Below are 14,295 nucleotides of genomic sequence, written 5' to 3'. Positions count from 1 at the left end.
TTGCCAAATGCGAGCACAATTCGAGGCCCATATTCAGAAACATTTTCCCTTTTTAACGGAGGGCAAAGTGCTTGTGGCTTGCAGCGGAGGTTTGGATAGTGTTATTCTGGCCCATTTGTGCAAACAGGCTGGTTTGAACATTGCGCTGGCGCATTGTAATTTTAAACTTCGTGGGGACGAAAGTGATGGGGACGAGGAATTCGTTGAGGAATTGGCGCAAACCTTAGGGGTAGAGGTCCATAAAAAGTCTTTTGACACGGTCAATTATGCAGAAGAAAATCGAGGTTCCATTCAAATGGCTGCTAGGCAACTTCGCTATGACTGGTTTGACGAGCTGATGGAAACCCAAGGATTCCATTATGTACTAACGGCCCATCATGCTGATGATGTCTTGGAGACATTTTTAATCAACCTTTCCAGAGGAACTGGAATAGATGGACTCTCGGGGATTCCTGCCCAAAATGGGAATGTTGTTAGACCATTACTCCCGTTTTCCAGACAGCAAATCCTGGATTTCGCCCAAAAAGAGCATTTGGAATGGCGGGAGGACAGCAGCAATGAAGACACCAAATACCTTCGGAACAAAATCCGACATCAACTGGTGCCAAAATTGAAGGAACTGCATCCTACTTTTCTTCAAAATTTTGGTGCAACACAAGAGCATTTACGCCATTCAAAAAGCCTGATTTCAAATTATGTGGATTCGGTCAGAGCGAACTTGTTCGAGGAAATGGAGGGTGAGATTCGAATCAATATTGAAAACATGTTGCAACTTCATCCCTTGGGGGGTCATTTGTATGAACTATTCAAGGAATATGGGTTTGTTGTGTGGGAAGATATCAAGGCATTGACAAAGGCTGCAAGCGGTAAGGAATTGCATTCCAAAACCCATCGATTATTAAAGGATCGGGAGCATTTGATTCTTTCCAAAAATGAAAACGCCATCAACCAAAAATATTGGATTGCAGAAGAGGAAAGTTTGGTCAAATTTCCTGTTCCCTTGAAATTTGAACAAGCAGATTCCATTGAAAATTCTTCTCCCCAGGTGATTTTTGTTGATAAGGAAAAGTTAAACTATCCGTTATTATTAAGGAAATGGGAAAAAGGCGACTATTTTTATCCTTTTGGAATGCACGGCAAAAAAAAGCTGTCCAAATTCTTCAAGGACGAGAAAATGGACGTTTTTTCCAAGGAAAGGCAGTGGTTGCTTTGTTCGGGTGATGCCATTCTGTGGGTTTTGGGCAGAAGGTTTGATGAAAGGTTCAAGGTGGAAACCACGACCCAACAGATACTTAAAATTTCGCTTCTTGTATGAGAAAGTTAGCACTACTCTTAGGCTTTTTTGCATTGAGCTCTTGGCTTTACGGTCAGACAGATAAAGAACCAGCACTTTGGTCGCATACGGTTAACAAAATATCCGATACCGAATATGAGCTTGTTTTTAAGGGGATAATCATGGAAGGTTGGCACGTGTATTCCCAGTACACCGCCGAAGGAGGTTCTCTACCCAGTGAATTCACTTTTGAAAATGCTGGCGTAGACTATGAGTTGGTGGGCAAGACCCAAGAAAGTGAAACAATAAAAGAGTACAGTGACATCTTCGAAGTAGAGGAGACCTTCTTTAAAAAAGAGGCCATTTTTACCCAACGTATTAAACTGTTGAACCCAGAGGTTCGCCAAATTTCGGTGAATCTGTTCTATCAAATTTGTAAGGAGGTATGCATACCTATGGACGAACTGTTCCAAGTTTCCTTGGATGGACAGGGTTTTGTGGCTTCGGAACAACAAATTGATGAGGAAAGTTTGGCTATGAGTGCCAACCTGAAATTGGATTTAAAGAACAAGGAGTTACTGAATCAGGGAGGGTTGACCCAGGCCAAGAAAAAGTCAGGATTGTGGATGGTTTTCGGACTTGGGTTCCTAGGAGGTTTGATTGCCTTGCTGACTCCTTGTGTTTTCCCAATGATTCCATTGACCGTATCATTTTTTACCAAACAATCGCAACAAAAGGCCAAAGGCATAACCAATGCTATGCTCTATGGTTTTTTCATTGTGTTGATTTACTTTTTGTTGAGTCTTCCATTTCATTTGTTTGATTCCATTGACTCGCAGATTCTGAATACCATAGCCACCAATATTTGGCTGAATGTGTTCTTTTTTGCCATATTCGTCTTTTTCGCCTTCTCATTTTTCGGCTATTACGAATTGACCTTACCGAGTTCTTGGGCCAACAAAATGGATGCTGCCTCATCCAAAGTGGGCGGTGGACTGGGAATTTTCTTTATGGCGCTAACCTTGGCCATTGTGTCGTTCTCTTGTACGGGACCCATTTTGGGTGGATTATTGGGCAGTACCACCTTGGCAGAAGGTGATGTGGCAGTCAACCTGTCCGCGGGAATGGTAGGTTTTGGCTTGGCCTTGGCCTTACCCTTTGCCCTATTCGCCTTGTTCCCGGCTTGGTTGAATTCGTTGCCAAAATCCGGGGGTTGGATGACCACAGTGAAAGTAGTGTTGGGCTTTTTGGAATTGGCATTGGCATTCAAATTTTTATCCAATGCAGATTTGGTGGGGAACTGGGGAATCTTCAAACGCGAGATATTTCTTGGTATATGGATATTGATTTTCGTTCTGATGGCGCTCTATTTGTTTGGTATTTTCCGATTCCCTCATGATGGACCCAAACAAAAACTGTCCATGGGAAGAAAATTGGTGGGCGTTCTTAGTACCGCCTTTGCTACCTATCTGATATTGGGATTACTAAATATGACCAGTCTAAAGTTGTTGAGTGGTTTTCCACCACCGGACTTTTATACTTTGAGTACATCCGAAAGCGATTGCCCACTGGGCTTGGATTGCTATAAGGATTTTGATGAAGGTGTGGCCCATGCGCAAGCGGTAAATAAGCCAATTTTGTTGGATTTTACTGGGTGGGCCTGTGTTAATTGTAGGAAGATGGAAGAAAATGTTTGGAGTGATCCAAGCATTTATCCCCTGCTTAAGGATGAATATGTTTTGATCTCACTTTATGTGGACGATCGCAAAGAACTCCCGGAAAACCAGAAGTTCGATTTCCAATATGAGTCTGGACGTATTAAGGAGATCACAACGGTTGGACAAAAATGGGGGACTTTCCAGACCATCAATTTTAATGCTGCTTCCCAACCCTATTATGTACTGCTGTCCCCTAATTTGGAAATCCTAAATGATGCGGTTCAATACGTGGATGTGGAGGAATACGGGCAATGGCTCAAATCCGGTCTTGCCACATACCAATTGTCCATGAATAAATAGTTATTCTTCCTTCCATTTTTTAGGCTTTTTGGAAAATAGTGTACCTTAGAGTAACTATTTCAATTAACCAAAGCCCCAGTGAAGAAACTTAAAAAGGTACTTTTAGTACTTGCTGGCCTTGTGCTTATTGTTGCCATAGGCGTCTTCGTGTTTGTACAAAGTCTAAAACCGGACTATGATGGAAAAATTTCCCTAGCCGGTATTTCCAATGAGGTGAATGTCTATTTTGACGACTACGGAATTCCCCATATTTATGCCAATAATGAAAAAGATGCCACCAAGGCATTGGGTTATGTCCATGCCCAGGACAGACTTTGGCAAATGGAGCTGTTGCGTCGTGTTGCCAAAGGCCAGCTCTCCGAAGTCTTTGGAGCCGATTTGGTAGAAACCGACAAGTTCTTCCTCTCTTTGGGGATAGACGACAACTCTGTCCAAGCAGTTTCCGAAATGGATATGGACAGTGAGGCCGTAATTTTGGCACAGGCGTATCTTGAAGGGGTAAATGAGTTTATTGAAGAAGGGCCAACCCCCATTGAATTTTACCTTACTGGCTTAAAAAAAGAACCCTTTGAGCTTAATGATATTATGGATGCCATGGGGTATATGGCCTTCAGCTTTGCCATGGCACATAAAACAGATCCGCTTCTCACGGATATCAAAAATGAATTGGGTGAGAAGTACATTCAAGATTTGGCGGTGTATTCGGATACCACTACAACATGGATTAAAAATTACAGAAATACTAAAATGGACAGCTTGGATTTGGACATTACCGCTGGAGTGTTCCAAGCCTTGAACAAACTACCTGTTCCTCAATTTGAGGGGAGTAACAGTTGGGTGATTGCCCCCAACAAGACAAAGTCCGGAAAGGTGATTTTGGCCAACGACCCACATATTTCGTACGCCCAGCCTTCAGTTTGGTATGAGGCCCATATAAGTACTCCAACCTATGAGAAGTATGGGTATCATATGGCAGGAGGGCCGTTTCCCATGCTAGCCCACGATAGAAATGTGGCATACGGTCTTACCATGTTTGAAAATGATGACATTGATTTTTATTTGGAGCAAACCAATCCTGCGGACAGTACGCAATATAAAACCGAAAATGGCTGGGAGAACTATGAATATGTTACCAAGGAAATCAAGGTAAAGGATGCCGAACCAATTAGTTTCACCATTAGAAAAACCAGACACGGGCCATTGGTAAATAATGTGGCCAAGCAAATAAAAGGAGATACTCCCATTGCCATGTCTTGGATTTATACCCAAAAAGAAAACAAGGTACTGGATGCGGTCTATGAAATGAGCCACGCCAGCAATCTGGAGGAATTTAAAGGTGCTTTGCCCAAAATCCACGCACCTGGATTGAACGTGATGTATGGGGATGCGGAAGGAAATGTGGCCTGGTGGGCCACCGCCCAACTCTATCAAATGCCGGATAGTGTCTCTACAAAGATGGTCATGGACGGCGCTTCAGGCAAAGACGAACCAGTCCGTTATCTGGATTTTTCCGAGAATCCATCGGCCATAAACCCGCCATGGGATTATGTGTATTCGGCCAATAACCAACCGGATTCCATCGCGGGGATGCTTTATCCTGGATACTACCTTCCTGAGAACCGGGCCCTGCGAATTGTTCAATTGTTGGAAAGTAAAAGCGATTGGGACAGCGAATCCACTTCCCAGATGATTTTGGATGCCACCTCTTTGGTGAACCCTGCATTGGTTTCAGAATTGATCAAACTACTTGATGTTTCCCATTTAAGCGATGAGCAACTGGTTCAGGTAGATGCACTTCGGAACTGGGACGGAACCTATACTTTGGATGGAACAAACCCAACCTTGTACCATAGGTGCGAATATTATATGGTAAAGAATACCTTTTTGGACGAGCTGGGAGAGGAAAAGTTCAAACAGTTTTTGGGCACCCATATATTTAAAAGGCAGATTGCATATGGGGCGCAGATGCAAACGGGAATTTGGTGGGACAATGTCCATACCAAGGATAAAGTGGAAAGCAGGGATGAAATTGTACTCCAGTCCTTTGCCGAAGCATGGCAATCCTTGGTAGATGATTTTGGGCCGGATGCATCCCAATGGACTTGGGATAAGGTACATACTGTGGAACACCCTCACCCTATAGGCCAAGTGGAATCATTGCGTAGTTTTTTCAATGTTGGGCCTTTCCCAGTCAACGGTACCAGGGAAGTAATCAATAATATGAACTTCACCTATGACGGTACTGGATTCCATAAGGTCAACGTGGGCCCATCTACACGTCGAATTGTCGATTTTTCAGATATTGACAATAGCATCAGCATACTTCCTACAGGACAATCAGGTAACCCTTTCAGTAAGCACTATGAAGATCAGGCAGAAATGTTTGTGGACGGGAAGTTCAGAAAAATGATGATGAACAAAGAAGAAATCCAAAATAATTCTACTTCTTTATTGGTTTTTAGCCCAAACTAGCTTTGGACCATTAAAAATTCCATGTTAAAAAATGTTAAATCACGAGTAAAATTTTTGTGATTTAACCAGATTGATAAAATTCCATGAATTTTTAACAAAAATTTAAAAATTATCACATTATGTGGTACTTTAGGTCAAGCTAATTCAATTAAACAAACGAACCTCATACATCAATCAAACAGTAGGATGCTTTATTTTTTTCGGAAGCCTTTTAGGGCAATGCTTGTCCTTGGTTTAGTCGCGTCTGCGCATGGCCAGGAGTCTCAGCAAGTTTCATATTATAATCAATTTGACAAAGAGGTTGGTATAGAGAATACAGGGCTGTACCAAGGTGAAATCCACGCTGTAAAATACAGGACCATTAATGAGAATACCCAATACTATAAAAACAGGGATTTTCTTAAAGGGGATGTGTGTTACGAAGGGCAGTGCTACTACGGTTTGGATCTTAAATATGATGTTTTTGAAGACCAGGTATTACTTAAATTAATTAGCAAAGCTGGTGGGGGAACCTTGCGACTTTTCAAGGATAAGGTGGAAAGTTTTACCATTGCCGGGGTGGATTTTATCAAGCTCGAAAGGAGCCAGGCTCCAGGGCTTAACCTTTACGGGTTTTATGCCGTGGCCTATGAAGGTCCTTTGTATACGCTCTATACCAAATACACCAAGAAAAGTTTTGACCGAAAGGACCGCAGTGCTATTTACTATGAGTTCTTGGACGGACAAAGTGAACAAGTCCTTTTCTATCAAGGCAAGTACCATATAGTTAATACCAAAAAGGATAATCTTTTGGTGTTCCCACAATTGAAAAAGGATATAGATAGATTTTACAATCTAGCTAGGGGACTCAGGAAATCGGATCCAAACGGTTTTCAGGTAAGTCTTTTAAAACGTTTGGAAATACTAATGTCCCAACCTAAAAACACTTCCAAGTAATGAAGAAAATTTTGATTTCGTTCATGCTTCTTGTAGGCATGCAGCATGCATTGGCCCAAGAAGAAATACCAAAGATTTCAATCTCCTTTACCAATGTGGATGTTTTGGATGCATTACAGTCCATTGAAAGCAAAACGGATTACAGATTTTATTATCTGGACGCCTGGTTGGAGAATATTAAGGTAAGCGGCACTTATCAAGATACCCAGGTGAGCTTAATTTTGGATGACCTGTTCAAAAACACGGTCCTTAATTTTTATATAGCTGAGGACAACAAAATTTTTCTTCTACAGAACAATCAGATTTACGAGTCGCTTCCGGAAGATTTTTTTGGCAAAAAAGATGCTGTTGCCGATGATGGGCCCAGCTATGACGACATTCAAGATTTAGGGCCTTTGTTTGTTAACGCTGAGGACTCCGGTGTATCTAGGGGAATGCAGGTGGTGAAAATTGGAAAGGAGAATCGAAACAACAGAAAAAGGACGTTTACCTTAAATGGGAAAGTGACCAATGCCAGAACAGGACAGCCCATCCCTGATTTGGCCATCATTGTGGAGGGCGAGGACTTGGGAACATCTACCAATGCAAATGGTAACTACAGTTTGGAACTTCCTGTAGGTGAAAACATCATTCGTACGCAAGGGCTTGGAATCCAAGATTCCAGAACCAAGGTAATCCTGTACAACAATGGGGTTTACAATTTTGACCTCAATGAGAGTGTGGAAGCGTTGGATGAAGTGGTGGTCCAGGGTAATTTGGATAGAAATGTGGAAACCGCGATTACAGGGGTTACCCTTATTGAGGTGGAAAAAATCAAAAATATCCCCTTGGTCTTGGGTGAACGGGACATCCTTAAAGCTGCCATTACACTTCCTGGCATAACAACGGCAGGAGAAGGGGCTGCTGGCTACAATGTTAGGGGCGGTAGAACAGACCAAAACCTGATACTTTTGGATAATGGGGTAATTTATAATCCTTCCCACTTCTTCGGGATTTTTTCTGCCATAAACCCTTTTTCCACAGGTTCAGCGGAGATTTACAAGGGAAATATACCAGCAGAATTTGGGGGTAGACTCTCTTCCGTATTCGATATCACCACCAAGGATGGAAATACGGAAAAATTCTCCGGGGAGGCTTCCATTGGACCTGTAACCAGCAATATTGTTTTGGAAACACCTATAGTAAAAGATAAATCGGCCTTGTTGGTTGGAGGCCGAGCTACCTATTCGGATTGGATTTTGAAAGCCTTGGATGATGAGCAATTGAACAACAGTACCGCTTCGTTTTTTGATGTGGTGGCCAAGTACAACCATACCATAGACGATAAAAACGAAATAAAGGCAACTGGATACTTTAGCCGGGATGAGTTTAGTATTACCTCCGATTCCATCTTTGATTATAGCAACAGACTGGTATCCTTAAAATGGGACCATAAGTTTAGTGAGAAGACTACCGGAAGTCTCATTGCCTCCAATAGTGAGTACAGATTCGGCATTGAGTTTGACGGGGAATCCAACGACGATTTTGACTTGGGCTACAAGAACAACGAGACCGAAATCAAATTGAAGATGAAATACCTGCATAGTGACAAGCACAAATTCGATTTTGGTTTGTCAAGCAAACTCTATGTGGTGGACCCAGGCGATATTGTGCCATTGGGAGGGGATTCCGAGGTTACTTCCCTGACCATCCCCCAGGAAAAAGGATTGGAGTCGGCCATATTTGCTTCCGATAGTTATGAGGTGAATGATAAGTTACTGATAGATATTGGGCTGCGCTATTCATTTTATGCCGCTTTGGGCGCATCATCGCAGCGTATTTATCAGGAAAACGGACCGAAGAATAGTGGTACGATGGTAGAGACCCAGGATTTTGATAAGAATGAGGTCATTGAAACTTATGGCGGTCCTGAGGCCAGGGTTTCCGCAAGATATTTTCTAACCCCAGACTTTTCGATAAAGGCCAGTATCAACAATGCTTACCAATACATTCACACCCTTTCCAGCAATACAACGGTTTCCCCTACGGATACTTGGAAGCTATCAGATTTGAACATCAAACCGCAGGAGGCCTACCAAGGCTCTTTGGGATTGTACAAGAATTTTGGGGGCAACACCTTTGAGTTGAGCTTGGAAGGTTATTATAAGAAACAGACCAATCTATTGGATTATAAGGTTGGGGCACAGTTGCTTTTGAACGAAGCCATAGAAACTGAGGTAATCCAGGGAGATGGGAAGGCCTATGGGGTGGAGTTTTTGATCAAGAAAAATGAAGGTAAACTCAACGGATGGCTTGGATATACCTACTCTCGATCCTTTGTGAAATTGGATAGTCCATTCGCAGAGGAAAGGGTAAACAATGGTGAATTTTTCCCTTCCAATTTTGATAAGCCCCATGACATTAGCCTAGTAGCCAATTATAAATTTACCCGAAGGTTCAGTGCCTCGGCCAACTTTGTATATCAGACAGGTAGACCGGTTACTTTCCCTATTGGGAGCTTTTCCTTCAACAATTCAGAATTTGTCTTTTACAGTGATAGAAACAAATTTAGGATTCCGGACTATTACAGACTCGATTTGAGTTTCAATATGGAGGGCAACCATAAGATCAAGAAGTTCGCTCATAGCTTTTGGAGTTTCTCCATTTATAACGTGCTGGGAAGAAACAATCCCTATTCGGTATTTTTTGTAACGGAGGATGGAGATATCAAGGCATACCAAAGCTCGATATTTGCAATTCCAGTTCCCACCATTACGTACAATTTCAAGTTTTAACAGGTGCAACTGGCTCAAAAAGACATAGTATTGGTTTTGGTCTTCACGGCGGCATTGGCTTCTTCGTGCGTTGAGCCTTTTGAAGTGGATTCTGGTGAGATTTTGAGCGCTTTGGTAATAGATGCCACTATAACGGATGAAATGGGACGACAAGCCATCTACCTTACCAACACCTACGGTTTTGAGGAAGAACCTGAAACGGTATCAGGGGCATCTGTCAGAGTCATTGAGAATGAAACCAATGAAATTCTCTTCGTTGAAACAAATCCTGGCGAGTATAGGTCGCAGCAAGAATTTGCCGCACAGCCAGGAAGCAGTTATGCTTTGAAGATTACCACTGGGGACGGTTCGTCCTATAGTTCACAAAGTGCCTCATTACCTCAGGCAGTGGCATTGGATAGCGTTTATGCTGATAGGATTACCAGTGACTTGGGAGAAGATGGCATTGCCATTTTTGTGGACAGTTTTGATGCCACGGGCAATTCCCAAAATTTCCGCTACGAATACCAGGAAACTTATAAGATCATTGCCCCGGAATGGAACGATTTTGATCTTTTAAGTACCGGTATTGAATGTGGGGTTGATGTTATTCCCAAGACGGTGCAAAATCGGATATGTTTTGCCAGCGATAGGTCAACGGACATCATTTTGACGAATACGGCAAACTTGAACGAAAATAGGGTACAGAGGTTCATGGTACGTTTTATGGATCGGAACAACTATATCATATCCCACCGCTATAGCATAGAGGTTACTCAATATACCCAATCCAATGATGCCGCTTCCTATTTCAGTTCATTGGACCAATTCTCCAGCACCGAAAGTATTTTTTCGGAAAGTCAACCTGGATTTTTGGTTGGAAATGTCTTTTCAGAAGAGAACCAAGATGAAAAAGTATTGGGGTATTTTGAGGTAAGTGCAGTTTCCAAAAAGAGGATTTTCTTCAACTACGATGATTTTTATCCTGGGGAAAGCCTGCCGGATTATGTTAACCCATGCATGGAAATTGCACCTAAATTAATAAGTCAAGGTGGAGCCCGTTGTGTTTTGAGTGCCATGGTAGAGGCCAATCAGGTCAGTTACCTAAATATAAATGATGACCCGCCGTTTGAAGAAGGCCCCTATCTGGTAGTTCCTCGGGAATGCGGGGACTGTACCGTTTTAGGAAGCAACCAAACCCCCGAATTTTGGACGGAATGATTGATATGAAAAAGACAATTAACAAAATAGCATTGTATATACTGGCAATGACGTTCATACCCTTATCCAGCTGTATTGAACCCATTGACGTAACCTTTGAGGATTTTGAAAGCGCCATTGTTGTCGAGGCTACCTTAACGGATAAAATGGAGGTCCAACGGGTCTTTCTAACACGCACCTTCGAGTTTGAGGAAGACGGTCCAACAGCGGAACCCAACGCAGTAGTGAGTATCAGTGGCGGCGGGAATACTTTTCTGTTTGCAGAAAGTTCCCCTGGGGTTTATTTGTCCCAGCAAGCCTTTGCCGCCCAACCCAATACTCCGTACCAATTATCCATCCAAACCCAGGACGGAAGGTCATATAATTCTACTGAAATGACCCTGACCCAGGCCACCCAGATTGATGAAGTAAGGGCGGAACGGATTACCAACGATTTTGGAGAGGAAGGCGTGGGAATTTTTGTGGATAGCTTTGATCCCACGGGGAATTCCGTGAATTATAGGTATCAATATGAGGAAACCTATAAAATCATAGCCCCCTTTTGGACACCAAACGACTTGGAGAAAGTTCCGGCAAATGAGGCGGAGGTTTTTTGTGAGGTGCGATTGATTCCCGATACGGTTTCCGAGGAGACCTGTTTTACAACCGATTTTTCCAATGCCATTATTCAGACCAATACCAGTGATTTGAACGAGGATAGAGTCAGCAACTTTATGGTAAGGTTCATAAATAGGAACAACTACATCATTTCACACAGGTATAGCATTTTGGTTCGGCAATTTGTCCAGTCCAATTCCGCCTTCGAGTTTTATGAGACACTCAATGAGTTTTCAGGAAGTGATAGTTTCTTTTCCCAGACGCAACCCGGTTTCTTGGAAGGAAATATTAGTTCAGCCACAAATACGGAAGAAAAAGTATTGGGTTATTTCGATGTGGCCACGGTACAGGAGCAGCGACTATTTTTCAATTATGCAGATTTATTCCCTGGTGAAGATTTGCCCCCTTACATTGACCCATGCGCAAGATCATCTCCACCATTGGCTGTAGGTGTACCTCCAAGATGTGTTTTGAGCACGCAGGTTGAAGAAAATCTGGTGCGATATGTCGGTAACAATGATAGCCCCGAACAAACGGAAGGGCCTTTCACCATTGTGCCAACAGTATGTGGGGATTGTACGGAAATAGGAAAGGTTGCAGTACCTGAATTTTGGATTGAAGATTAACTGGACAAGCAAGAAATGAAAAGCGTTTTGTCTCATATGAAAAATTATTTGGCCATAAGCTGTCTGGCACTGATTCTATATGGTTGTATAGAACCTTTTGATGGAGAATTTGTGGATTTTCAAAGCGCTTTGGTCATAGAGGCTACCATTACCAATGAGGTGAAGAATCAACAGGTGATACTCTCAAGAACCTATGAATTTGAGGCTGATGGGCCCATTGCGGAGTCCGACGCCACTGTAAGGCTGATGGCCAATGGGAACGCCATCGCATTTCAAGACTCCGGAGATGGGGTCTATATTTCCGAAGAACCGTTTGCCGCGCAATCAGGGGTAGAGTACCAACTGGATATCACCACCCAAGATGGTAGAACTTATGGTTCATCAATGACGCAGCTAACAGCAACCACATCGTTGGATGAGGTAAGGGCAGAACGAATAACCAGCGACTTGGGGGAAGATGGGATGGGTATTTTTGTAGACAGTTTTGATCCTACAGGAAGTTCCAAAAATTACCGCTATGAGTTTATAGAGACCTATAGGGTCATTGCTCCCACATGGACACCCATTTCACTGATTGGAGACCCAGCTGGAGGATGCAATGTTATCAAGGTTCCCAATAACACAGATGAGGAAATCTGTTACCCTACGGATTTTTCCAACCAAATAATTCTAACATCCACGGAAGATTTGGAGGAGGACAGGGTGAGCAATTTCATGGTTCGGTTTATTAGTAGGGACAATTATATTATTTCGCACAGGTACAGTATCTTGGTAAGACAATATGTACAATCCAATGCCGCTTATACCTTTTTTGAGACACTGAATGAACTTTCCGGATCTGAAAGTTTGTTTAGCCAAACCCAACCTGGTTTTTTGGAGGGCAACGTGTTTTCAAAAGAAACGGAGGAGGAAACCGTCATTGGTTTTTTTGACGTGGTCTCGGTAGATGAAAAAAGATTGTTTTTCAATTACAATGATTTTTACCCAGGAGAACCACTACCTCCTTATATAGAAAATTGTAGACCAAGTGCTCCGCCGCTGGTCTCGCAAGGAGGCACCTGCGTTTTAAGACCCATTATTGAAAGTGGTTTAGGGGTCTATGTAGCGGACAACAGTCCACCGGCTTTGGGGGAAGGACCATTTCAAATTGCTCCCAGGGTCTGTGGCGATTGTAGGGAATTGGGAACCTCGGAAATACCTGATTTTTGGATAGAATGATGATTGGCAAACCAGTATATATAACCCCTTGTATTATCTTATTGATGTTTCCTAATTACGGATGCATAGAGGAGTTTAATGCAGAGTTTGAAGATTTTGAGAGCACCTTGGTCATAGAAGCTACCATTACTGATGAGTATAAACCCCAGGAGGTACTGTTGTCTCGGACCTACAGGATTCAGGATGAAGATATCCAAATGGAATCTGGTGCGGTTGTTTCGGTTGTTTCCAGTGATGGACAAGAATTCCTTTTTCAAGAGCAGGACAAAGGAAAGTACGTTTCAAATACGTCCTTTGCTGCCTTACCGCAGCTTACTTATCAATTGGCAGTTGAAACCCAGGATGGGAAATCCTATAATTCCACGGCCATGGGTTTACCCGAAGTGGCGAGGTTGGACAGTGTTTATGCCAAACGTTTCACCAACGACCTCGGAGAAAATGGAATGGGAATTTTTGTTGATGCCTCGGTTCCTTCCGGCACGACATCAGGTTTTTATAGATATGAATATGAGGAAACCTACAAAATAGTAGCTCCCTTCTGGGACCCTGTGGAGTTGGAAGTCGTGGAAACCCCTTCTCCACATATTGTCAAGGTGCCTAGGTCGCTGGATGAAAGGGTATGTTATGCTTCCTTTGATTCCAACAGAATAATTCTTGCGGACACCGAAGATCTTGATAGGGACAGTGCCGAAAACATATTGGTTCGATTTATTCCAAGCAATGACTATATCATTAGCCACAGATACAGTATTTTGGTTAGGCAATACTCCTTATCTACACAAGCACATGCGTTCTTTGAGACCTTAAACGAATTTTCCACTAACGAGAGCGTATTTTCTGAAACGCAACCCGGATTTTTGCAAGGCAACGTCTCTGGGAATACGGACGATGAAAAGGTGTTGGGCTATTTTGACGTGGTTAATGTGGATGAGAAAAGAATCTTTTTTAACTATTCGGATTTTTACCCGATGGAGGATTTACCTCCTTATGTAGACCCTTGCCATCTCAACGTTCCAACCATTGGCTTAATTGATTTGGTGCGCTGGGATTGGGTGAAATACATAGATGACAATTTCATTGGTTCAGGTTTGGGATCAGGACCATATATAACTGTCCCTCAGGTTTGTGGGGATTGCACTGCATTAGGAACCCCAGAGGTTCCAGAATTTTGGATTGAATAA

The 14,295-nt window shown here is 42.7% G+C and carries 9 protein-coding genes; all 9 read left to right on the top strand.

Annotated elements, in window-relative coordinates; translation table 11 throughout:
* The first annotated feature begins 7 nt into the window (after positions 1–7).
* The 9 genes from tilS to ACRHOZ_RS00990 all read left to right on the top strand — a co-directional run bounded on the left by tilS (position 8) and on the right by ACRHOZ_RS00990 (position 14,295).
* Positions 8–1,315, top strand: coding sequence for a tRNA lysidine(34) synthetase TilS (gene tilS / locus ACRHOZ_RS01030; RefSeq protein ID WP_431121391.1), 1,308 nt, complete (start codon positions 8–10; stop codon positions 1,313–1,315).
* Positions 1,312–3,291: a protein-disulfide reductase DsbD family protein gene (locus tag ACRHOZ_RS01025; protein WP_431121389.1), complete on the top strand. Its 1,980-nt coding sequence runs from the start codon at positions 1,312–1,314 to the stop codon at positions 3,289–3,291. Before tilS ends, ACRHOZ_RS01025 begins: the two co-directional genes overlap by 4 nt.
* A 78-nt stretch (positions 3,292–3,369) precedes the next feature.
* Positions 3,370–5,763 carry a penicillin acylase family protein gene (locus tag ACRHOZ_RS01020; protein WP_431121387.1) on the top strand — a complete coding sequence of 798 codons (2,394 nt, stop codon included), beginning with the start codon at positions 3,370–3,372 and terminating at the stop codon, positions 5,761–5,763.
* 186 nt (positions 5,764–5,949) lie between these two features.
* Positions 5,950–6,699, top strand: a complete 750-nt coding sequence (locus ACRHOZ_RS01015; RefSeq protein WP_431121385.1) for a hypothetical protein — start codon at positions 5,950–5,952, stop codon at positions 6,697–6,699.
* Positions 6,699–9,473 (top strand): TonB-dependent receptor, encoded by a 2,775-nt coding sequence (locus ACRHOZ_RS01010; protein WP_431121383.1) that lies wholly within the window; start codon positions 6,699–6,701, stop codon positions 9,471–9,473. Before ACRHOZ_RS01015 ends, ACRHOZ_RS01010 begins: the two co-directional genes overlap by 1 nt.
* 3 nt (positions 9,474–9,476) lie before the next feature.
* Complete coding sequence (locus ACRHOZ_RS01005) at positions 9,477–10,673, top strand: DUF4249 domain-containing protein (protein ID WP_431121381.1); 1,197 nt, start codon at positions 9,477–9,479, stop codon at positions 10,671–10,673.
* 5 nt (positions 10,674–10,678) lie between these two features.
* Positions 10,679–11,896: a DUF4249 domain-containing protein gene (locus ACRHOZ_RS01000; RefSeq protein WP_431121379.1), complete on the top strand. Its 1,218-nt coding sequence runs from the start codon at positions 10,679–10,681 to the stop codon at positions 11,894–11,896.
* A 36-nt stretch (positions 11,897–11,932) separates the two neighbouring features.
* Positions 11,933–13,114 carry a DUF4249 domain-containing protein gene (locus tag ACRHOZ_RS00995; RefSeq protein ID WP_431121377.1) on the top strand — a complete coding sequence of 394 codons (1,182 nt, stop codon included), beginning with the start codon at positions 11,933–11,935 and terminating at the stop codon, positions 13,112–13,114.
* A 44-nt stretch (positions 13,115–13,158) separates the two neighbouring features.
* A complete protein-coding gene (locus ACRHOZ_RS00990; RefSeq protein ID WP_431121375.1) occupies positions 13,159–14,295 on the top strand; it encodes a DUF4249 domain-containing protein in 1,137 nt (378 codons plus the stop codon).

The organism is Flagellimonas flava, assembly GCF_050617915.1.
In the GTDB taxonomy this organism is placed as follows: domain Bacteria; phylum Bacteroidota; class Bacteroidia; order Flavobacteriales; family Flavobacteriaceae; genus Flagellimonas; species Flagellimonas flava_A.
The sequence above is the reverse complement of the archived record's forward strand: the minus strand, read 5'-3'. Positions and strand labels throughout refer to the sequence as shown.